The 20,225-nt window shown below is 59.9% G+C and carries 21 protein-coding genes; 15 read left to right on the top strand and 6 right to left on the bottom strand.

Annotated features, from left to right (window positions below; genetic code table 11):
• Nucleotides 1–3: 3 nt before the first annotated feature.
• Nucleotides 4–3,405 (top strand): efflux RND transporter permease subunit, encoded by a 3,402-nt coding sequence (locus GS614_RS16610; RefSeq protein ID WP_171726827.1) that lies wholly within the window; start codon nucleotides 4–6, stop codon nucleotides 3,403–3,405.
• Here GS614_RS16610 and GS614_RS16605 read toward each other — a convergent pair.
• Both GS614_RS16605 and GS614_RS16600 read right to left on the bottom strand, forming a co-directional pair.
• Complete coding sequence (locus GS614_RS16605) at nucleotides 3,372–3,821, bottom strand: NUDIX hydrolase (RefSeq protein ID WP_171229821.1); 450 nt, start codon at nucleotides 3,819–3,821, stop codon at nucleotides 3,372–3,374. The genes GS614_RS16610 and GS614_RS16605 overlap by 34 nt on opposite strands.
• A gap of 4 nt (nucleotides 3,822–3,825) precedes the next feature.
• Nucleotides 3,826–4,632 (bottom strand): protein-disulfide reductase DsbD domain-containing protein, encoded by an 807-nt coding sequence (locus GS614_RS16600; protein WP_371809409.1) that lies wholly within the window; start codon nucleotides 4,630–4,632, stop codon nucleotides 3,826–3,828.
• Nucleotides 4,633–4,783: 151 nt separating this feature from the next.
• Between GS614_RS16600 and GS614_RS16595 the strand changes: the two genes are divergently transcribed.
• Entirely contained in the window at nucleotides 4,784–5,338 is a 555-nt protein-coding gene (locus tag GS614_RS16595) for a YqgE/AlgH family protein (RefSeq protein WP_152456781.1), read from the top strand.
• On the opposite strand, the gene GS614_RS16590 is transcribed toward GS614_RS16595, so the two are convergent.
• Nucleotides 5,339–6,289, bottom strand: coding sequence for an L-threonylcarbamoyladenylate synthase (locus GS614_RS16590; protein ID WP_171726825.1), 951 nt, complete (start codon nucleotides 6,287–6,289; stop codon nucleotides 5,339–5,341). It lies immediately after the preceding gene.
• 138 nt (nucleotides 6,290–6,427) lie between these two features.
• Between GS614_RS16590 and GS614_RS16585 the strand changes: the two genes are divergently transcribed.
• The 7 genes from GS614_RS16585 to GS614_RS16555 all read left to right on the top strand — a co-directional run bounded on the left by GS614_RS16585 (nucleotide 6,428) and on the right by GS614_RS16555 (nucleotide 12,932).
• On the top strand, nucleotides 6,428–8,131 hold the full coding sequence (locus GS614_RS16585; RefSeq protein WP_171726824.1) for an acyl-CoA dehydrogenase: 1,704 nt from the start codon (nucleotides 6,428–6,430) through the stop codon (nucleotides 8,129–8,131).
• Nucleotides 8,131–9,177 (top strand): MBL fold metallo-hydrolase, encoded by a 1,047-nt coding sequence (locus GS614_RS16580; protein ID WP_171726823.1) that lies wholly within the window; start codon nucleotides 8,131–8,133, stop codon nucleotides 9,175–9,177. The genes GS614_RS16585 and GS614_RS16580 overlap by 1 nt, the downstream gene beginning before the upstream one ends.
• A gap of 4 nt (nucleotides 9,178–9,181) precedes the next feature.
• Nucleotides 9,182–9,634, top strand: a complete 453-nt coding sequence (locus tag GS614_RS16575; RefSeq protein WP_171119738.1) for a DUF6173 family protein — start codon at nucleotides 9,182–9,184, stop codon at nucleotides 9,632–9,634.
• Between the two features lie 56 nt (nucleotides 9,635–9,690).
• Nucleotides 9,691–11,532 carry a glycerophosphodiester phosphodiesterase family protein gene (locus GS614_RS16570; RefSeq protein WP_171726822.1) on the top strand — a complete coding sequence of 614 codons (1,842 nt, stop codon included), beginning with the start codon at nucleotides 9,691–9,693 and terminating at the stop codon, nucleotides 11,530–11,532.
• Nucleotides 11,519–12,058, top strand: coding sequence for a hypothetical protein (locus GS614_RS16565; protein ID WP_171726821.1), 540 nt, complete (start codon nucleotides 11,519–11,521; stop codon nucleotides 12,056–12,058). The genes GS614_RS16570 and GS614_RS16565 overlap by 14 nt, the downstream gene beginning before the upstream one ends.
• An 89-nt stretch (nucleotides 12,059–12,147) precedes the next feature.
• Entirely contained in the window at nucleotides 12,148–12,282 is a 135-nt protein-coding gene (locus tag GS614_RS16560) for an aa3-type cytochrome c oxidase subunit IV (protein WP_050604020.1), read from the top strand.
• Between the two features lie 17 nt (nucleotides 12,283–12,299).
• Entirely contained in the window at nucleotides 12,300–12,932 is a 633-nt protein-coding gene (locus GS614_RS16555; RefSeq protein ID WP_171206074.1) for a hypothetical protein, read from the top strand.
• On the opposite strand, the gene GS614_RS16550 is transcribed toward GS614_RS16555, so the two are convergent.
• Both GS614_RS16550 and GS614_RS16545 read right to left on the bottom strand, forming a co-directional pair.
• The gene (locus tag GS614_RS16550; protein WP_171119734.1) at nucleotides 12,921–13,253 is read right to left on the bottom strand and encodes an AzlD domain-containing protein; all 333 of its coding nucleotides are present in this window, start codon (nucleotides 13,251–13,253) and stop codon (nucleotides 12,921–12,923) included. The two genes, GS614_RS16555 and GS614_RS16550, sit on opposite strands and share 12 nt — an antisense overlap.
• Nucleotides 13,250–13,966, bottom strand: coding sequence for an AzlC family ABC transporter permease (locus GS614_RS16545; RefSeq protein ID WP_171206073.1), 717 nt, complete (start codon nucleotides 13,964–13,966; stop codon nucleotides 13,250–13,252). The genes GS614_RS16550 and GS614_RS16545 overlap by 4 nt, the downstream gene beginning before the upstream one ends.
• 49 nt (nucleotides 13,967–14,015) lie before the next feature.
• Between GS614_RS16545 and fdhD the strand changes: the two genes are divergently transcribed.
• The 6 genes from fdhD to GS614_RS16515 are packed head-to-tail and all read left to right on the top strand — an operon-like array spanning nucleotide 14,016 to nucleotide 19,221.
• The gene (gene fdhD, locus GS614_RS16540; RefSeq protein WP_171726870.1) at nucleotides 14,016–14,903 is read left to right on the top strand and encodes a formate dehydrogenase accessory sulfurtransferase FdhD; all 888 of its coding nucleotides are present in this window, start codon (nucleotides 14,016–14,018) and stop codon (nucleotides 14,901–14,903) included.
• A complete protein-coding gene (locus GS614_RS16535; RefSeq protein ID WP_171726820.1) occupies nucleotides 14,900–15,436 on the top strand; it encodes a hypothetical protein in 537 nt (178 codons plus the stop codon). The genes fdhD and GS614_RS16535 overlap by 4 nt, the downstream gene beginning before the upstream one ends.
• A complete protein-coding gene (gene mobA / locus GS614_RS16530; RefSeq protein ID WP_171726819.1) occupies nucleotides 15,433–16,077 on the top strand; it encodes a molybdenum cofactor guanylyltransferase MobA in 645 nt (214 codons plus the stop codon). The genes GS614_RS16535 and mobA overlap by 4 nt, the downstream gene beginning before the upstream one ends.
• On the top strand, nucleotides 16,074–16,565 hold the full coding sequence (gene mobB / locus GS614_RS16525; protein ID WP_171119730.1) for a molybdopterin-guanine dinucleotide biosynthesis protein B: 492 nt from the start codon (nucleotides 16,074–16,076) through the stop codon (nucleotides 16,563–16,565). Before mobA ends, mobB begins: the two co-directional genes overlap by 4 nt.
• Nucleotides 16,566–16,585: 20 nt before the next feature.
• Nucleotides 16,586–18,631: a gephyrin-like molybdotransferase Glp gene (gene glp, locus GS614_RS16520; RefSeq protein WP_171726869.1), complete on the top strand. Its 2,046-nt coding sequence runs from the start codon at nucleotides 16,586–16,588 to the stop codon at nucleotides 18,629–18,631.
• Nucleotides 18,628–19,221, top strand: a complete 594-nt coding sequence (locus GS614_RS16515) for a GNAT family N-acetyltransferase (RefSeq protein WP_367397109.1) — start codon at nucleotides 18,628–18,630, stop codon at nucleotides 19,219–19,221. Before glp ends, GS614_RS16515 begins: the two co-directional genes overlap by 4 nt.
• On the opposite strand, the gene GS614_RS16510 is transcribed toward GS614_RS16515, so the two are convergent.
• On the bottom strand, nucleotides 19,218–20,213 hold the full coding sequence (locus tag GS614_RS16510) for a hypothetical protein (protein WP_171726818.1): 996 nt from the start codon (nucleotides 20,211–20,213) through the stop codon (nucleotides 19,218–19,220). The two genes, GS614_RS16515 and GS614_RS16510, sit on opposite strands and share 4 nt — an antisense overlap.
• Nucleotides 20,214–20,225 lie beyond the last annotated feature (12 nt).

Below are 20,225 nucleotides of genomic sequence, written 5' to 3'. Positions count from 1 at the left end.
GTCATGATGCGCGAGATACCTGGCGCAGCGGGTGGCCTTCTCAGCTATTTCACACGGCACCGGACGGTCGCCAATTTGCTGCTGCTGGTGATGCTGGTTCTGGGTGCAGCGGCTATCCCGAACATGCGGGCGCAGTTCTTTCCGGATGTCATTCTGGAACGGGTTGATGTCACCGTCTCGTGGGAAGGTGCAGGCCCCGAGGACATGGATGCAGGTATCGTGCAGTTGTTGGAACCTGCGCTGCTGGCCGTTGAAGGGGTAACCAGTACCGAGGCCAGCTCACACCCAGGTTGGACCCGCGTCAGACTGGAGTTCGAGCCGAACTGGGACATGTCCCGCGCGGTCGAAGACGTCCGGACCGCGATAGACGGTGTGATGGATCTGCCCGAAGGCTCGGAAGAACCTGAAATTCGACGCGGCGCTTGGCGGGATCGGGTAACGGATGTCGTTATCAGTGGCCCCACCGACACCAATCAACTGGCGAAGCTGACGGATGAGTTCATCAACCGTTTGTTTTCGGCAGGGGTTACGCGAACCGAAATCAGGGGCATTGCCGCGCCTCAGATCATTGTCGAAATCACCACGGCGCAATTGATCGCCAATGACATCACCATGGAAGAGATCGCGTCGGCGATTGCGGCCGAGGTCAGCACCGATCCCGCTGGTGAGGTTGAGGGCGCAGGTGCGCGCATCCGGGCCGGAACCGAAAAGCGGACCCCGGAACAGATCGAAGACATCGCGCTGCGGACCTTTGCCAACGGGTCTAAGCTGAAGGTCGGTGATATTGCCAGGATTCGGGTCGAAGGTGTCACACGGCATCGCAGTTATTTCGTCGGCGACGATCCGGCCATGTCCATCCGGGTCGACCGGTCAAATCTGGGCGATGCGATAGACATCCAGCACACGGTCGAAGATGTTGCCCGCGAAATGCAGGCCAGCTTGCCCGAAGGTGTGAAGATTGAGCTGATCCGCACCCGCGCCCAGGCCATAACCGACCGATTGAACATTCTGGTCAACAACGGGTTGATGGGTCTTGGCCTTGTCGTCTGTCTGCTGTTCTTGTTCCTCAACGCGCGCATCGCCTTCTGGGTTGCGGCGGGTATCCCCGTGGCGATGTCGGCCGCAATCGCATTGATGTATCTAGGGGGCTTGTCGCTGAACATGGTCTCGCTGTTCGGCCTGATCATCACGCTGGGCATCGTGGTTGATGACGCTATCGTGGTGGGGGAACACGCGGATTTCCGCGCCCGGCGTTTGGGTGAGCCGCCCGTTGTGGCTGCGGAACGTGCGGCGCGGCGGATGGCCATGCCGGTTCTGGCTGCGACTGTCACGACGGTAATCGCGTTTTTCGGTCTGACCCTGGTGGGCGGACGATTCGGAGAATTGATCCGCGACATTCCCTTTACGGTGATCGCCGTTTTGATCGCTTCGTTGGTCGAGTGCTTTCTGATCCTTCCCAATCACATGGCACACGCCATCGCGCATTCGGCCAAGGAACACTGGTATGACTTGCCCAACCGGGTCGTCAATCGTGGTTTCCGTTGGGTTCGGGATCACCTGTTCCGTCCCTTGATCGCCTGGGTGATATGGGCGCGCTACGTGGTCGTGGCGCTGATGATCGCGGTACTGGCCAGCCAGGTAGCACTGTTCATTCGCGGCGACGTGAATTGGCGTTTTTTCAATGCACCAGAGCGAAGTTCCGTGACCGGCGGCTTTATCATGCGCGAAGGTTCGACGCGATCGGATACGCTGGAAATGATGCGCCTTCTGCAACAGGCGGTCAATGACCTGGGCCAGATCTACGAAGAGCGTCATGGGCGCAATCCGATCGACTATGTCCTGGCCGAGGTCGGCGGCAATGCCGGGCGTGCGCTTGCTGCGGCTGACGGCAAGGACGGCAGTGTGCTGGGAGGCATTTCGATTGAATTGATCGACGCCGATTTGCGCCCATATTCGAGTTTTGAGTTTGTGGGTGAGCTACAGGATTTCGTACCGCGTCACCCCAAGGTCGAAGTGATCAGCTTCCGTGGTTGGCGGTCCGGCCCCGGCGGCGATGCTATCGATGTGCAATTTTATGGTTCGGACGTAAATGTCCTGAAAGCCGCATCAGAAGATCTGCAAACTGCGCTGTCGAAGCTTCCCGAAGTCTCGGCGCTTGAGGACACTTTGACATATGACAAGGAAGAGTTTCTTATTGACCTGACTGCACAGGGAGAGGCGCTGGGTTTCCGGATTGAAACGCTTGGTCGCGCCCTGCGCAATCGCCTGAACGGTATCGAAGCGGCAACTTTCCCGGACGGGCCACGCAGTGCCGAGATCCGTGTGGAACTTCCTGAAGGCGAACTGACGGCAGATTTCCTCGAGCGTACGCTCATGCGGTCTCCTGATGGGGTTTACGTCCCGCTGGCCGACATCGTTTCGGTCGAGCGTGAGTCCGGTTTCTCGACGGTTCGGCGCGAAAACGGCCTGAGAGTTGTTTCGGTCTATGGCGACATCTCCGAGGATGATCCGGCACGCGCGGCTGAAATCGAACGGGCGATGCAGGAAGAAATCCTGCCGAATATCGCTGCCGAACGGCAAGTCAAGTGGCGCATGTCGGGCCTGAGCGAACAGGAAAATGAATTCCTTGCCGAAGCCCGCACCGGTTTGATCCTGTGCCTGACAGGTATCTACCTTGTTCTGGCCTGGGTGTTCGCCAGCTGGACACGGCCAGTGGTTGTCATGGCAATCATACCCTTTGGCCTCGTTGGTGCAATCTGGGGCCACTACATCTGGGATGTGCCGCTCAGCATGTTCACGGTGGTCGGGTTGCTGGGCATGACGGGGATCATCATCAACGACTCGATCGTTCTGGTGACGACGATAGATGCGTATCAAAAAGACCGTGGTCTGGTTCCGTCCATTGTCGAAGGTACCGCAGACAGGTTGCGTCCCGTGATGCTGACCACTCTGACAACGGTTCTTGGGCTTGCGCCGCTGCTCTATGAGGGATCGCAACAGGCGCAATTCCTGAAGCCGACCGTGATCACGCTGGTTTACGGGCTTGGGTTCGGGATGTTGCTGGTTCTGATCCTGGTGCCTGCCCTGTTGGCGATCCTCAATGATGTGGCGCGTCCTATGACAGCCATGCGCCGTGCCGCGCGGGCACCTGACCGGGTGGTTCGGGGGGCGCTGGCGGCAACCGGGGCCGCTTTGGCTGTTTGGTTCGGCCTGACGATGATTTGGCCCGCGGTTACAGGCGCACCGCTTGGCGTGCTGCAAGGCCTCTATGCGGGTGGAGATGGCATTGCGGTGCTGCGAATGGGGTTGGGTGCATTCCTGGCCGGGGCAATTCTGATCGTGGTCCTGAGCGTGATCCTGTCAGGTTTGCTTTATGGGCGGCTGACAAGATCGGCCGATGCCTGATCCGCGCGGATCGCGTGTTCCAAAAGGTCGATGACCCGCGCGCTCATCGGCAGGTCGCCCCGGCGTATCTGCTCGATGGCAAACCAGCGGGCATCCAGCGCGTCGTCACCAGCTTGTGGTGTGCCGGAGCGATAGCGGCAGGCAACACCGACCAACAGGTAATGGGACAAAACCTGCCCCGCCTTGTCGTGACGCAGCAGATCCAGATTTCTCAGGTAATGAGACGGTTCCGCAATCACCGAGGTTTCTTCCCGCAACTCGCGCTGCGCCGCCTGCAGAACGGTTTCACCCCACTCTACGTGGCCGCCGGGGAACCCCCACAGGCCCTTGTCCGGCTGTTTGCTGCGCTGAACCAGAAGTACCTTGTCCTGATGCAGAACAACCGCCAATGCACCGATCTTGGGGGATTGGCTCATGCATTCAGCCCGCGCTACAGCCCAGAATATCCACCGCGTGGTCGGACCCCAGAACAGTGATCCGGATCTCGGACCGGTCCAGCGCAAAAGGTGCACCTGATGCGTGTATGATTTCCGCTTCGGCCACCAATGTATCCCCCTGCCTCTGAGATACGGGTTGCGAGGCCCAAAGCGAAGGATTGCCAGGTTCGATCACGGCGACTTCTCGGCCACCCGCGGACGGCATCGTCATCCGCGCCTCGATCCGCATCCCATCTTTCGTGGGCGTCAGATTGCAGGTGGTCTTGGTGACACGAGCTTCGCGTGCAGAATAGGGCCTTTGCGCCATCGCTGCGGCAATCGCCGGGTTGCGATCAGCTTCGGCGTCCAGCGTGTGGTCGAAATCCAGGCGTTCCGGGATGCAAACGTCTTTGCAGACCCCCAGATCCATCTTACCTTTCAGACGGACCGGTTTTGCCGGGTTGCGCGGAGTGACCTTGATGGGCAGGACCAGCTGATTTTCATAGCCAATCGATTGCAGGCCATTCTGGTCAAAGACTTCGGGCGAGGGCCAGATGATTTCCACCTGGCCGACATTGCTGGATCGCTTCCAGTCGAACTCGGGCGGGATGCCGGAATCTCCTGGCGCGCGCCAGTAGGTCTTCCAGCCATCCTTGAGCGTCAGTTTCAGCGCGGTCATGTAGGTGCCGTTGGTCGTCCGTCCACCATCCAGAACATCCAGCCGAACCACGTTGTCCAAGTCCTGCGCGGCAACTGGAACGGACAGGCTCAGACACGCGAGCGCGGCTACGGCGGTGGGTTTGATCAGCATCTTCATACCCCATAAATGCGCGTCGATGGCGCGGATTCCAAGTCACGATCCGGTCACTGCGCTGAAATCTGTCGAAATACGGGTTGGTCTCTTGCAAACTGGGGTGCGGCAGGGCCATTGTTGACGTGAACTGACAAAGAGATGAAGGCCCATGGACCTGACCGGAAAACTGTTGATTGCGATGCCCGGAATGGGCGATCCGCGATTCGACCATTCGGTGGTGTATATGTGCAGCCATGGCGACGATGGCGCCATGGGATTGATCGTGAACAAGCCTTCGGATCTGCGAATCAAGACGTTGCTGGGGCAACTGAACATCGCCTGCCGTATCCCGGTGATCGGAGAGCGCCTTGTGCATTTCGGTGGCCCGGTCGAGATGTCGCGCGGATTTGTCCTGCACAGCGCCGATTATGAGGCCAATCTGCATTCGATGCATATTTCCGCGGATTTCAGCATGACGGCGACGCTGGATGTGCTTGAAGATCTGGCCTCTGGCAGCGGACCACTGAATTCGATGCTGACGCTGGGCTATTCCGGCTGGGGCCCGGGTCAGCTTGAGGACGAAATCGCGATGAACGGCTGGCTGACCACCGAAGCGACGACGAAACTTGTCTTCGACGTGCCTGATGACGAAAAATGGGAAGCTGCCTTGGCGACGCTCGGGGTGGACCCTCTGACGTTGTCCGCCAGCGCAGGCCGGGCCTGATCAGCTGTCGCGTGGCGCAGCGGCGCGGCGCAGCCTGTCGTTGATTGCGGCCCCCAATCCGGTGTTCGGGATCGGAGATACGGCAATGGGTCGACCGGTCTCGTTCAACCTGTGAAGGGCTGCAAAGAGGTTCGCGGCCGCCTCGGTCAGACGTCCTTGGACAGACAGGTTCAGGTCGCAATCCACCGCTCCAAAGCCCAGCAAAACCTCATCCCCGTGACGCGCAGTGGCGTTCAGGCGGACCGGGGCGTCGGGCGCATAATGCGACTGCAACTGCCCCGGAGCGGTCAGCAGATCGCCGGATTGGTGCAGGTGCAGGTGCATGTTCAGCACGCTTTCGATCCGGTCCAACGCAACGCCGCCAGGACGCAGCAATGTGGGCTCTCCGGCCAGACCCACAATGGTGGATTCCAGCCCCACCGCACAGGGGCCGTCGTCCAGAACAGCCGCGATCCGTCCGCCAAGACCGGACCACACATGAGCCGCCGTCGTGGGGCTGATCTGACCCGAGGGATTAGCCGAGGGGGCCGCGACCGGTCCGTCAAAGTCTGCCAGCAGCGCACGCGCCGTCGGATGCGCAGGTACCCGCACGGCCAGAGTGTCCAGCCCGGCTGTCACCAGCGAGGAAACCCCGTGCCCTTCGCGCAACGGCAAAACCAGGGTCAGAGGACCAGGCCAGAAGGCCTGTGCGAGTTGCTCGGCCAGATCCGACCATTGCACAAAGCGCTGGGCCGCTTCGACCGAGGCGACATGGGCGATCAGCGGGTTGAAGCTGGGCCGTCCCTTGGCCTCGTAAATCGATGCGACGGCCTGTCCGTTGCGGGCGTCGCCGCCAAGGCCATAGACCGTTTCGGTCGGAAAAGCGACCAGAAGACCCTGGCGCAAAAAATCGGCAGCCTGCGCGATGCCGCCGGGATCTGCCGTCAATTCCTGTGTGCCGGATGAGATCATATCTGATGACGCCGCGTTTTGGTTGCCTGGAACTTGAGGTAAGGTACGTAATCGGTTCAGGCCCACACGCTTACCGGCGCTTGCATTTGATTCCAAGCCCGCCGATGTATTCTGATCCGTTAGACCCCGAGAGAAATCATGCCATATCGCGCCCCAATCTCAGATTATCAATTTCTGCTGCAACATGTCGTCGGGTTCGACCAGGTCGCCGCCACCGAGACTTTCGCAGATGCCAGCGCCGATGTCGTCACGGCCATCCTGACCGAAGCGGCCAAGATGAGCGAAGAGGTTCTGGCCCCGTTGCAGCGTGCCGGTGATCTGGAACCGGCGCGGCTTGAAAATGGCGTGCTGCGCAGCTCTCCGGGTTATGCCGATGGCTGGAAGGCGATTGCCGAAGGCGGGTGGATCGGGATCAGCGCTGATCCTGAATATGGCGGTATGGGCCTGCCGATGGCTGTCACCACTGCCGTGAACGAGATGATGAGCGCCGCTTGCCTGTCGTTGCAACTGGCTCCGCTGATGGCGCAGGGCCAGATCGAGGCGTTGGAACATCACGCCAGCGACGAACTGAAGTCGCTGTATCTGCCCAAAATGATTTCCGGCGAATGGTCAGCCACCATGAACCTGACCGAAGCGCAGGCCGGATCGGATGTGGGGGCGCTGACCTCGAAGGCCGAACCAAACGGTGATGGCACATATTCTGTGACCGGGCAGAAGATCTTCATCTCCTGGGGCGATAACGACTTTGCCGAAAATATCTGCCATCTGGTTCTGGCCCGCCTGCCGGACGGTGTGCCCGGCACCAAGGGCATTTCCTTGTTTCTGGTGCCGAAATACATCCCCGATTCGGATGGCAATCCCGGCGTGGCCAACGACCTGAAGGTTGTTTCCGTCGAACACAAGATGGGTCTGCACGGCTCACCCACCTGCGTGATGCAATATGAGGGCGCCAAAGGATGGCTTGTCGGTAAGGAACATGGTGGTATGGCGGCCATGTTTACCATGATGAACAACGCCCGCCTGGGCGTGGGTGGCCAGGGTGTGGGCGTTGCGGAAGGCGCCTATCAGCACGCTTTGGCCTATGCGCTGGAACGCAAGCAGGGCAGGACGCCTTCGGGTACGATCATCGATCATGCGGATGTGCGTCGCATGATCATGGATATGCGCGCCGATATCTTTGCAGCTCGGGCGATTCTTCTGGCCAACGCAACGGCGATTGATATGGCGAAAGCCACAGGCGACGCCGATTGGGCCGCGCGGGCTGCGTTGTTGACGCCAATCGGCAAAAACTTTGGGGCCCGGACCGGAATACGCGTGGCCGAAACCGGCGTGCAGGTGCATGGCGGCATGGGCTTTGTCGAAGAAACAGGTGCGGCGCAATACTCGCGCGATGTTCGCGTAACCGCGATCTACGAGGGAACCGACGGCATTCAGGCCATGGACCTTGTTGCGCGCAAAATGATGGACGGCGGCGAGGCGGCGTCGAACCTTCTGGACGAGATCGAAGAACAGGCAGAGCACGCGCGTGCGACGATGCCCGATCTGGCCGGTCCAGTGTGGGAGGCCACGGAAACCCTGCGCGAGGCAACCGAATGGTTGGTGGCGCAGGACGACATGAACGATCGGTTTGCAGGCGCAACGGCATATCTTCTGGCGTTTGCCCGGGTTCTTGGCGGGCACTATCACCTGTCCGCGGCACTGGCCGATCCGGATGGACCACGGGCCAAACTGGCGCGGTACTACATCAACGCTTTGTTGCCCGAGCATTCCGGCCTTCTGGCGCGGGTGCAAAGCGGTGCGGATGATCTCTTTTCGCTCAGCCCGGATGAATTGGCGGCGTGATGGACGGGGATCGCGTATCGGGGATCAGATATCCGTGGGCTGAACCGCCCGCGCCGGGTGAAGCCATCAAGGTTGCCGAGGGCGTCCTGTGGATGCGCCTGCCTCTTCCGATGGCGCTGGATCACGTCAATATCTACGCGCTGGACGATGGCGAAGGTTGGACGGTGATTGACACCGGGCTGTCGTCGAACAAGACGCGGCGTATCTGGGAAACCCTGATGGGCGGGCCTTTGAAAGGCAAACCGATCACCCGTGTGGTGGTGACGCACCATCATCCTGACCATGTCGGCAATGCCGGGTGGTTTCAGTCGGAACACGGGGCCGAACTGGTCACAAGCCGCACCTCATGGCTGTTTGCGCGGATGCTGACGCTGGATGTGCAGGACACATGGCCGCAGGAGACGCTTGATTTCTATCGCAGCGCCGGCATGGCGCCCCAGGTTCTGAATGTGCGGATGAAGGATCGCCCCTTCAACTTTGCCGACACGGTCTATCCCATGCCACTGGGCTTTACCCGGATCAAGCAGGGCGACGCGATCCGAATGGGAGGGCGCGACTGGGATGTGCATATGGGCAATGGCCACGCGCCGGAACACGCCACTTTCTGGAGCCGTGACGACAATCTGGTGTTGAGCGGCGATCAGATTCTCAGCTCGATCAGTCCCAATCTGGGCGTCTATGCCACGGAACCGATGGCCGATCCGGTTTCAGCGTGGCTGGAAGCTTGCGAGCGGTTGCAGACGCTTGCCCGGCCCGATCATCTGGTTCTGGGCGGGCACAAGCTGCCGTTTTCGGGCCTGCCGCTGAGGATGAAACAGCTGATCGACAACCATCACGGCGCGTTGGACCGCCTGTTGAAGCATCTGGATCAACCCAGAGCGGCCGCGGATTGTTTTCTGCCACTGTTCAAACGCACGATCCGCGACGGCGAATATGGGCTTGCGCTGGTTGAGGCGGTTGCGCATGTGAATCATCTCTACCACATTGGTGCGGTAACCCGGACGCAACGCGCTGACGGGGCATGGCTGTACCAGCGCAAAGGGTAGAAGAATGCAGGACCAGATCGAAACCTCGGCCGAGGCCGCCGAAGCCGCCGCTTTGCCGCGGTGTCACGAGGTGCACGCGGATCCCAATGCCGAATCCGGAACCAAGGACCTGCCCGAGGGGTTGAAGAAGCCTGTTGCCAACAAAAGCCCGGCGCAATGGGCTTACGAGCGTCTGATCATGTATATCCAGAACTTTGAAAAGACTCTGGACGGCGATCACGAAGTCGCCATGGGCTTTACCGGCGGCGATGCCGGCGTCATGCGAATCGAAGGGATGGGGTATTTCGACCCCGACGTGATCACCTTTTACGGATCTGACGGAACCGGGGCCCGCACGCAATTGGTGCAGCATGTCAGCCAGTTGAACGTGATGCTGCGCGCCTTGCCCAAATCGGTCGAGGACAAACCCGCCAACCGCATCGGTTTCCGTCTGGCGGCGGATCTGGAAGACAGCTGACTTGCAATTCACGCTTGCGCGCCTTTGAATGACTGCATCAGTCCGGAGGCGCGCACGTGACAAGGTTTTTTCAAGCAGTAACACATGCCTATGCAGGTGCCTGGGAACGGCGCCGGGTCTTTGTGCCAATCTATATCGCTGTGCGCTTGCTGCTGGTGGCGCTGATCGCGCCGGGTGTGGCTGTGGCTGTCAATCTGGCGGTCTCTCTGTCAAATCAGACCGCTCTGACCGATCAGGACATTGCGATGTTCCTGCTGTCTCCGGCAGGGTTCATCGCGGGTGTTGCGGTGCTCAGTCTGTTCTTGCTGGCCGAGGTGCTTGTGTTCGCGGTCATGGCCGGGTCCTTGCGTATGGGAGAAAACGACCCCTGGCGCGCAGGCAGCGCGGCACTGGCACTGAACCTGTCCCGCTTTCCGGCGCTGTTCGGATTTGCCGTTCGGTTCATCCTGCGCGTTCTGCTGCTCGCCTTGCCGTTTGTGGCCATCGCGGGGTTGATCGCATGGTGGACGCTGACGGAATATGACATCAATTATTACCTGACATTCCACCCTCCGGCCTTTCAGGTGGCCGTGGTTCTGATCGGGCTTGTCGTTCTTGCGTTGGCATGGGTGTTGATCCGCCGACTGTCGGGATGGGCGCTGGCGTTGCATCTGGTCCTGTTCGAGGGGGCCTCACCACGCGGAGCATTCGCGAAAAGCGAACAAAAGATGGAAGGCAAGCGCGGGCGTTTGAAGATCGAGCTTGCCCTTTGGCTGGGACTGCGGCTTGTGATTGCGGCTTTGATTGCGGCGGTGGCCAGTCTGTTGTTTGCGGTTGTGCCCTTGCAGGAAGGCGGCAACCTCAGACTGGCATTGATCTTCAGCCTGGTCATTGCGGGGCTTTGGTCCCTGGCAGGGTTGGTTCTGGCGGCCACGGCGCTGGGCGCATTGGCGGTCTTGCTGGACGGTTTCTTTGAAGCTGAGACCAAGGACGTTCCCCATCCCGAACCCCGAAGGATCCGCGAGCCGGTTCTTGTGACTGTCGTGGCGGCCTTGGCCGCGTTGGGCGTGGGCTTCTGGCTTGGGCAAAGCTTGCTGGAACGCGTGCAGGCGCCGGATCAAGCCGAGGTCATCGGCCATAGGGGCGCTGCGGCTTTGCGACCTGAAAACACAATGGCCTCGGTCCTGAAAGCGATCGAGGATGGTGCGGACTGGGTTGAGATAGACGTTCAGGAAACGGCGGATGATGTGGTTGTCGTGGCCCATGACAGCGATTTCATGAAGTTGGCCGGCGTCAACCTGAAGGTCTGGGATGCGACGATTCAGGATGTTGCTGATATCGACATTGGAAGCTGGTTCGGACCGGAATACGCCGCAGAGCGGACCCCGACCCTGCGAGAAGTACTGGAAGCGGCCAAGGGTAAGTCGAAGGTTCTTATCGAGCTGAAATATTATGGTCACGACGTCGATCTGGAAAATCGGGTGATCGGCCTTGTCGAAGAACTTGGGATGCAGAACGACGTTGCCACCATGTCGCTGAAATACCCGGCCGTGCAAAAGATGGAAAAGTTGCGGCCCGATTGGCGCTCTGGTGTGCTGGCGGCCACGGCCATTGGGGATCTGTCGGGGTTGGAAGGTGAATTTGTCGCCGTCAATGCAGGCATGGTTACACCCGGGCTGATCCGCAAAGTGCAGGACGCTGGTAAGGATATCTATGTCTGGACGGTGAATGATCCGTTGCAGATGTCCAGGATGGCCTCGATGGGTGTGGATGGTTTGATTACCGACCGCCCGGCCATGGCCAATGAGGTTTTGCGCATACGCGCTGAAATGGGGCCGGGCGAGCGGCTGTTGCTGTGGCTGGCAACCACCTTTGGATTGCAGGTCGATACAGAGGCGATGCGCGATGAAAGTCCTTAATATGACCCTGTTTCTGTCTCTGCTGCCACTATCGGCATGGGCACAAGATCTGATGCGCGGATTTGAAATGCCGGGCCACCGCGCCCTGATCGAGCAAAGCAAGGACGCCGAACTGACGTCGTTTGAAACCGATGGCTGTTCAGGCGGGTTGTCAGCCAGTTGGCGCTGGGTGGCAAAGCAATTCCCACAGGTTGGCGCGCTATATCAAGAACACCCGCCGTGGGAGTACTGCTGCGTCATCCACGACCGGGCATATCACAATGCGGGCGGTGCAGAGACAGCCAACGAAAGCTATGAGGCACGTCTGGCAGCGGATGACGCCTTGCACGCCTGTGTGGTGCAGCACGGAGACAACCATGCCGAGGACTATGCCGACCAGTACGACATGTCGCCTGAACAGATTCGCAGCGTGCACGCGATCACTGCGGATGCAATGTACGGGGCGGTGCGATTCGGTGGCGGGCCGTGCAGCGGCCTGCCCTGGCGGTGGGGGTTCGGGTATCCCGGTTGTTCGGTTCTCAAGTAACAGCGTCCTGCGCGCGAATGACGTGGTGACAGGCGTTCTGTTTTCTATTATCCAACAGATCAAACACGCGAATTGGGAATCTGAGACTCATGGCTGAACACAAGCACGGCGAAATGGACATCACGGTCCAAACCAAGACATTCAACGGTTTCATCAAGGCCACCACGTGGTGTGTGGTCGCCATTGCCTTCCTGTGCCTGTTCCTGGCGGTTTTCGCCTCCTAATCATTTCGGGGGCTGACTTGCTCAGGATATTGATTGCCTGCTTGCTGGCAGCGACAGTGGCGGGCTGCGCCAATTCGAACCGTCCACAGGCGGATCGGAACGAAATCGTGTCCCGGTCCTACCGTGATCCGGGGCCAGCGACCCTGACGCTGTACACAATGATCAACACACGCACCGGATCGGGCGCGCATACGTCGCTGATGATCTCGGGCAGCGAGCGGGTGATCTTTGACCCTGCCGGTTCGTTCCGGGCGGATGTGGTTCCGGTGAAGGATGATGTGCTTTACGGCATTACCCCTGCGGTCGAACGAGCTTATCGCAGCTCGCACGCGCGCGAGACGCATTATGCCCGCATACAGACCATTCAGGTGAGCCCGCAACAGGCTGAAATCGCCTTGCAACTGGCAAAGCAATCCGGTCCGGTCGCTGGCGCATTCTGTACCAACTCGACTTCTCAACTGTTGAAGCAGGTGCCGGGGTTCGAGCAGATTGATGTGACGTTCTATCCGGTTAACCTGTCGGAACAGTTTGCGCAGATTCCGGGCGTCGTGACCGAAGAATATCGGGAAAATGACGATGCGGATCTGCAAAAGGGTTTGGCGGCAAACAATGCGCGTCTCAACCAGCTCGACGCTGTCTCAACTCAGTAGATAAAGCAGACCATAGAGCGTGGCGGCCCCGGAAAAGATGGCCGCTATCACGTTTTTGCTGATCACTCCGACCGCCAGGGCAACGGCTGCCGCCGACATACGGGGCAGATCAGGCTGCCCTTCGGTGGCAGAGGGCCAAACGACCAGCGGTGCGATCAATGCGGGAAGGATGGCCACCGCTGTATATCGCAGGTGACGCAGCAGCCAAGGCGGCATCGGGCGATCACCCACAAAACCGATAAAGACAAAGCGCAGCGCATAGCTGCCGATGGCAAGCCCGATGATAATGGTCCAGATGGTGACGGAAGCGGGCTGTGTCATTGTCGCGTCTTTCTGCGTTCGAGGATCAGTTCCGCTTGTGCTCCGGCAACCATTCCAGCGCATCCGGCGATAAGCAGACCCAGATTGAACGGGATTACGACGGTCAACAACGATACCGTGATGGCCACAAGGGCCGCGACCACATGTGCAAAGGTCCGCATCATCGGCCCTATCATGGCCAGAAAGGTGATCGGCAAGGCAAAATCCAGCGCCCAGCTTTCCGGTATTTGCGCACCCAGCACCGCGCCCAGATAAGTGCTCAGAATCCAAAGCGGTGTGATCGGCGTGACAGAGCCCACGAAATAGGCCATGCGTTGTGGCACTGACAGGTCGGGCTCTTTCTCGAACCGCACGATCGAGCAGGCATAAGATTGATCCACGGTTAGATATGCCGCAAAGGCACGCTGCCACATGGGCGCGGAACCCAGGTAAGGTGTCAGTGATGCGGAATACATCGCCATACGCAGATTCACGGCCAGCGCCGAGATTATGATGATCACGGTCGGGGTGTTGTCCTGCAACAATTGCAACGCCGCGAATTGCGCGGCACCTGCAAAAACGGTCGATGTAAAGGCCATCGTCTGGACAAGGGTCAACCCGGCCTCCGTCGCAAAAACACCAAACAGAAGGCCAAAGGGCACGGCGACGAAGATAAACGGCGTCCCGTCCCGAAAACCTTTCCAGAAGTATGACTTGGATGTGGCAGAGGCCATGGCTAAATCCTATGGTGATTCATGCAGCAGTAACTGTCTTGGGAAGGGGTTGCAATTGGCCACGGAATTCGATCTGTCGGACTATCTTATCGCCCCTGATCCGGGTGCGATGCGCCTGACCCGAGCGGTCGAGGGTGTGGATCAGAACGGTGAAATCAGCCAGATATCTGTGGTCGAGGAACGCCCGCTGACGATCTTCCTCAATTCGCAGGAAATCGTGACGGCGATGACGATTGGCGATTATCCCGAATATCTTGCGCTGGGCTTTCTGCGCAATCAGGGGATGCTGCTGTCGGATGACGAAATCACGCGCGTGGAATATGACGACGATCTTGAAACCGTGATCGTCCGAACCGCGCGCGAAACATCGTATGAGGACAAGCTGAAGAAAAAGACCCGCACCAGCGGGTGTGCCGTGGGTACTGTGTTTGGCGACATGATGGAGGGGCTAGAAGACGTGCAGCTACCGCAGGTTCAGGTGCGCACCTCGTGGCTGTATGATCTGGCCTCGAAGATCAACCGCACTCCGTCGCTGTACCTCGAAGCCGGAGCGATTCACGGCACGGTCCTGTGCCGTGAAAACCGCCCGCTGGTCTATATGGAGGACGTGGGCCGCCACAACGCCGTCGACAAGATCGCTGGCTGGATGCTGTCAGAAGGAGAGAGTGCGGCGGACAAGATCCTCTATACCACTGGTCGTCTGACATCCGAGATGGTGATCAAAACGGCAATGATGGGGATTCCGGTACTGGCGTCCCGCTCGGGCTTCACCGCCTGGGGCGTCGAGATCGCGCGCGAGGTCGGGCTGACGCTGATCGGGCGGATGCGCGGCCAGCGCTTTGTCTGCCTGTCGGGTGAGGATCGCCTGCTGCGCGACGTGGACCCGTCAACCGTTGCTGTCGAAGACAGGAAACACCGCCGGAAAAGTGCAGGATGATTTTGGAAACCCTTAGACTTTTTTTCCTGTTTGTCGTTGCAGTCAGTATCTTGCCGCTGAGCATTCTTGCTGCGCGAAACTACGCACGCAGCAAACGGGCAATCGTAGAGGGCATGGCACGGTTGGACGAAGAAACTCTGGATCGATTGGGGTGGGAGGCAAGAGAATACATCGGCACATTCGACCTGTTTGCCCCCTTCCGGATGGGGTGGGCGGCTTGGGGATTGGCGGTGCAAAAACAAAGCGCTGTATTGCAACGTATCCTCCTTCAAGGTTTACCGGACTCAGTTGTATTACCCGACGAGATCCGTCGATCACTCCGCAGGTATCGGTGCTATTTCTGGTCGTTTTTCGCGCCTGTGGCGGTTTTGGTGCTCTTTTTCGCTTTCATTCGCTTGAGCCATGTCCTGGTCGACTTTTCCGGACTTCCTTTGAGCCTGTGTTTCATTTTGCTGGGTGCGGGTAGTGGGGTTTGGATTTTCACACCGCTGGAGAAATTCCGAAAATGGCCGGAAATCGAGGACTCATCATGACGAAACCGCTTGGCGTCATTCTTGCAGGCGGGCAGGCCACCCGTATGGGTGGTGGCGACAAAGGTTTGCTGCAGATCGGGGGGCAGAGCCTGCTATCCCATGTGATTGACCGTTTGTCCCCACAGGTAAGTGGGTTGGCGTTGAACGCGAATGGCGACCCTGAGCGCTTCGCTGAACTGGGCCTGCCCGTCCTGCCTGACACGATCGAAGGGTTTGCCGGGCCTCTGGCCGGTGTGCTGGCCGGGCTCGACTGGGCGGCAGAGCAGGGGGCGGACAGCATCGTGACAGCTGCCGCGGATACGCCATTTTTCCCGCGCGATCTGGTTACGCGACTGACGCAGGCTGCGGAAGGGCAGGTACACCCGTTGGTCTTGGCCACCACGCCGCGTTCGGGCGACGAGGCGCTGAAATCCGGTGGCGGCAAGCGAGTCAACCGACACCCGACATTCGGGCTTTGGCCCGTGGCGCTGCGCGATGATCTGCGGGCGGCGCTGATGGACGGGTTGCGCAAGGTGGTGCTGTGGACCGACAAACATGAAGGACGCGAGGCATTGTTCAGCGCCGACCCGTTTGATCCGTTTTTCAACGTCAACACGCCTGAAGAATTGGATCGTGCCCGAACATTATTGGAGCAGGCATGAGGGTCTATGGCGTCACGGGCTGGAAGAATGCCGGCAAAACCGGGCTGATGGAACGGCTGGTGGCCGAGATCACCAGCCGGGGCTTTACGGTCTCTACGGTCAAGCACGCGCATCACAGCGTCGATGTGGATCAGCCGGGCACGGACAGTCACCGGCACCGCGTTGCGGGGGCCAGCGAGGTGCTGCTTGCCTCGGGGCAACGCATTGCTTTGATGCAGGAATTGCGGGGCGCGCCTGAACCGCCGCTGGCCGAGCTTCTGGCGCGGCTCTCGCCGGTCGATCTGGTGTTGGTCGAAGGCTTCAAGCGCGAGGACCACCCCAAGATCGAAGCGTATCGCGCCGCGGCGGGCCATGCGCTGATGGCACCGGAAAATGGCACCATCCGCGCGGTGGCCAGCGACACTCCGCTGGATCTGGACCGCCCGGTCTATGATCTGGACTATACCGTCGGGATTGCTGACTTCATCCTGAAAGAGGTCGGTTTGTGAGTCTGTTCCAGACCTTTGCAATGGTGGATTGGTCTGGCGGAAACGACACCGGGCCGACCCCGCGCAAGGATGCGATCTGGGCCTGCATTGTACGAAACGGAAAAGCGCTTGACCCCGAATACCTGCGCAACAGGCAGATAGCCGAGCAGAGGTTGGATGCTCTGATCCGCGCCGAACTGAAGGCCGGTCGCCGCCTGCTTCTTGGGTTCGATTTTCCTTTTGGATATCCATGCGGCTTCGCGCGGGCGATGACCGGAACGGACGATCCGCTGGCGTTGTGGGATTGGTTCGACCAACATGTCGAGGATTCCCCGAAGGCCAACAACCGCTTTGATCTGGCGGGTCGGATCAACCTTCAGTTTGGCGGCCGTGGCCCGTTCTGGATGAATGGACTGCGCCGAGATATTGACGGCCTGCCACGCACCAAATCGGACTATTCAAACCCGTTCCCGAACCGTCGTGCCGTGGAGACTTTGGCAAAGGGCAGTTTCACCTGCTGGCAGATGGCGGGTGTGGGTGCAGTGGGCGGGCAGGTGATGATGGGCCTTCCGGTTCTGAACCGGCTTCGCCATCGGTTTGCCGGGCAAATCTCGGTCTGGCCGTTCGAACCGCTGGATAAACCAGTCTCTTTCGTGGAAATCTGGCCGTCTCTGACCTTGGGCGCGCCTCCGGAAGGGCGGATCAAAGATGACTGGCAGGTTGAACAGGTCGCCTTGACTCTGTCGGGTTTGACAGAGCAGGAGTTGGATGCGCAATTGAACGTCTCAGCGGCAGAGGAAGGTTGGATATTGGGTGTGCCTCAGGACAAGCCGAACATAACCCCGCCCCCGTTGCGGAACGATTGCTTCGCGTTGCCCGCCGGGGTCAACTGGACACCGGTGGATGAGGCGCTGGCCTGTTTGCGGGACAGGCTGCACCCGATCACCGCATCTGAGACGATGGCGCTGACCAAGGCATGCGGGCGCGTTCTGGCTGGGGATGTAGTCGCCCGACGTTCGAACCCGCCGCAACCGAATACGGCCGTGGATGGGTACGGGTTTGCCGGTCCCGTCGCTGATGGCCCGCAGATCATGCCATTGATTGACGGGCGCGCGGCGGCAGGGATCCCGTTCGACGGTGACGTGCCTGAAGGTCGGGCCTTGCGCGTGCTGACGGGGGCGGCGCTGCCTGCCGGTGTCGATACGGTCATTCTGGAAGAGGATGTCACGGTCAAGGACGGCCACATAGCCTTCCTCGGTCCGCTGAAAAAAGGCGCCAACACACGGCGCGCGGGAGAAGATGTGGCCGCAGGCGATGTCGCCCTTGCTGCCGGGCGCAGGCTTACCCCTGCCGATCTTGCGCTGCTGTCTGCCGTGGGGATTGCCGAAGTCAACGTGCGCAAACCGCTTCGCGTGGCCGTGGTCTCTACGGGTGATGAATTGGTCGAAGCCGGAGAGAGCGCTGGTCCGGGTCAGATTTTCGACGCCAATCGCCCGATGCTGCTGTCATTGATCGAACGTATGGGGTTCGTACCCGTGGATATGGGGCGTGTTTCGGATGATCGGGACGCCTTGCGGAATCGATTGGATCAGGCCGCGGAACAGGCGGATGTGATTTTGACCAGTGGTGGCGCGTCAGCGGGTGACGAAGACCATGTTTCGGCGCTGTTGCGTCAGGCCGGAGCGATGCAGCACTGGCGCATTGCGTTGAAACCCGGGCGGCCGCTGGCTTTGGGTTTGTGGTCTGGCGTGCCGGTGTTTGGCCTGCCCGGAAATCCGGTTGCCGCCATGGTCTGTACATTGATTTTCGCGCGTCCGGCTTTGGGGCTGATGTCCGGCGAAGGCTGGGCTGAACCGCAAGGTTTCGAAGTGCCTGCCGCCTTTGAAAAGCGCAAGAAGCCCGGTCGCCGGGAATATCTGCGAGCAAGAATGCGGGATGGGCGGGCCGAGGTTTTCCACTCGGAAGGATCAGGCCGGATCAGTGGCCTCAGCTGGGCTGAAGGGTTGGTCGAAATCGAGGACGGTGCGCGCCATGTCAAACCGGGCGATATGGTCCGGTTCCTTCCGTATGGAAGTTTCGGGTTGTGACGGTCACGATTTCAAGAGGGTTCGCCAATCAGGAACGCGCGCAAACGGCGGCACTGTTCTGGCAGGCATTTGCGGCAAAACTGGGCAAAGTCATGGGGCCGGACGAAAAAGGATTGGCTTTCTTTGAAATCGCATTGAACCCGGATTTCGCGCTGGTTGCACGGGATAAAACGGGCCGGATACTGGGTCTGGCAGGTTTCAAGACACGTGACGGCTCTTTTGCGGGGGGCAATATGTCTGGTCTGGCGCAGGTCTATGGTTGGTTCGGGGCGACCTGGCGCGCGTCGGTTCTGAGCGTGCTGGAGCGCGAATTGAAACCGGGCGTGTTCCAGATGGATGGTATTTTTGTCGCTGCCGAGGCGCGCGGCAAAGGAGTGGGCACGGCATTGCTGAATGCCATCAAGTCCGAGGCCCGCAACCGCAACATGTCAGAGGTTCAGCTTGATGTCATCGACACGAACCCCCGCGCCCGCAGCCTTTACGAGCGCGAGGGATTCCAGCCCATGGGTCAAGAAAAAACCGGACCGCTGAAGTATCTGTTCAATTTCAGCAGCGCGACCAAAATGTCGTGGATTGTCGGGCCGGATTAATCAAACGTGCCCGCCACGCGACCCAGCAACATGAACGCGCGGGCCGTTCGGGTTTCACCCAGTTCACTCAGTTCCGCATCGCTTGCCGTGGGTTCGAACTCGGCCATCATCTTGTCAAACCGACGCAGGAAATGGTGCGCGGCGTCGCGGAAAATCGGATCCTGTTTCATCCGGGCTGCCGTCAGCGCAAGTGAGGATCTGTCGCGCACGCCCCCCAGCGCCGCCACGGCGCGCCCGCGTGTGCCCTGGGCGAACTGGCGCCAGATTTCTGGCCGGGCCTTGTCGGGCCGCAGGTCATCCATGTAGATGCCTTCCTGGCTGAGCAGCGTCAGTACATCCTGCGAAGCTTGCACAAGCTGTGCCGTCTTGCGGTCCTTCAATGCAACACGCAGCGCATTGAACCCCTCGGTGTCATCCTGCGTTTCGGGGAAGTTCAGGGCGCGGATGAATACCTCGGTACTCAGCGGCGGTGTGATCTCTTCCGCAGGTGTGCCCAGTTCCAACGAGGTCTGGTCGCCCTGAGAGGAACTCTGCGTGGCCGTGGCAGAACGCGCCGTGCGTTTGGTCGAGAACGTTGCCAGGGCGTCTTCGGTTTTTCGAGTGGCCGCAGCGATTTCATCCAGCTTTTTGGTCACCGCAGGTTCATAGGTGCTGGAGGCGCGCTGCTGCTGCGCCACATAGGCCTGCCGGATCGCGTCGATTGCCGTTTGCAACCGCGCACTTTCCTCTCGCATCACCCGGCTGGCGCGCATCGCGGTGGCCGCAACCCAGATCATCGCCACGGGCATGAACACGGCCAGAAAGGCGACGACAAAGCCACCGTTCTGCCCCTGACCGGGCAGCACGAGAAAGACGACCGACACCACCAGCCAGATCAGGCTGAGCACCAGTGCGGCAATCTCGATTTCGGTGACAGCCGGAGTTTTCGGGCGATCATAGATGCCCAGCGACGTCGGCTTTTCGGTTTCCGGGTCAGGTTTTGGCCCCGACATTACATGCGCTCC

It is taken from the genome of Ruegeria sp. HKCCD6604 (assembly GCF_013110635.1).
In the GTDB taxonomy this organism is placed as follows: Bacteria; Pseudomonadota; Alphaproteobacteria; order Rhodobacterales; family Rhodobacteraceae; genus Ruegeria.
Note: the sequence above shows the minus strand (reverse complement) of the source record. Positions and strands in the feature narration are given on the sequence as shown.

Excerpts from the sequence above, each read along its gene's own strand:
- GS614_RS16610 (WP_171726827.1), top strand. The coding sequence starts at position 4 with ATGATGCGCGAGATACCTGGCGCAGCGGGTGGCCTTCTCAGCTATTTC.
- GS614_RS16550 (WP_171119734.1), bottom strand. The coding sequence starts at position 13,253 with ATGACACAGCCCGCTTCCGTCACCATCTGGACCATTATCATCGGGCTT.
- GS614_RS16535 (WP_171726820.1), top strand. The coding sequence starts at position 14,900 with ATGATTTTGGAAACCCTTAGACTTTTTTTCCTGTTTGTCGTTGCAGTC.
- GS614_RS16510 (WP_171726818.1), bottom strand. The coding sequence starts at position 20,213 with ATGTCGGGGCCAAAACCTGACCCGGAAACCGAAAAGCCGACGTCGCTG.
- GS614_RS16565 (WP_171726821.1), top strand. The coding sequence starts at position 11,519 with ATGAAAGTCCTTAATATGACCCTGTTTCTGTCTCTGCTGCCACTATCG.
- GS614_RS16560 (WP_050604020.1), top strand. The coding sequence starts at position 12,148 with ATGGCTGAACACAAGCACGGCGAAATGGACATCACGGTCCAAACCAAG.
- glp (WP_171726869.1), top strand. The coding sequence starts at position 16,586 with ATGGTGGATTGGTCTGGCGGAAACGACACCGGGCCGACCCCGCGCAAG.
- GS614_RS16605 (WP_171229821.1), bottom strand. The coding sequence starts at position 3,821 with ATGAGCCAATCCCCCAAGATCGGTGCATTGGCGGTTGTTCTGCATCAG.
- GS614_RS16575 (WP_171119738.1), top strand. The coding sequence starts at position 9,182 with ATGCAGGACCAGATCGAAACCTCGGCCGAGGCCGCCGAAGCCGCCGCT.
- GS614_RS16595 (WP_152456781.1), top strand. The coding sequence starts at position 4,784 with ATGGACCTGACCGGAAAACTGTTGATTGCGATGCCCGGAATGGGCGAT.
- GS614_RS16585 (WP_171726824.1), top strand. The coding sequence starts at position 6,428 with ATGCCATATCGCGCCCCAATCTCAGATTATCAATTTCTGCTGCAACAT.
- mobB (WP_171119730.1), top strand. The coding sequence starts at position 16,074 with ATGAGGGTCTATGGCGTCACGGGCTGGAAGAATGCCGGCAAAACCGGG.
- GS614_RS16590 (WP_171726825.1), bottom strand. The coding sequence starts at position 6,289 with ATGATCTCATCCGGCACACAGGAATTGACGGCAGATCCCGGCGGCATC.
- GS614_RS16580 (WP_171726823.1), top strand. The coding sequence starts at position 8,131 with ATGGACGGGGATCGCGTATCGGGGATCAGATATCCGTGGGCTGAACCG.
- GS614_RS16545 (WP_171206073.1), bottom strand. The coding sequence starts at position 13,966 with ATGGCCTCTGCCACATCCAAGTCATACTTCTGGAAAGGTTTTCGGGAC.
- GS614_RS16600 (WP_371809409.1), bottom strand. The coding sequence starts at position 4,632 with ATGCTGATCAAACCCACCGCCGTAGCCGCGCTCGCGTGTCTGAGCCTG.
- mobA (WP_171726819.1), top strand. The coding sequence starts at position 15,433 with ATGACGAAACCGCTTGGCGTCATTCTTGCAGGCGGGCAGGCCACCCGT.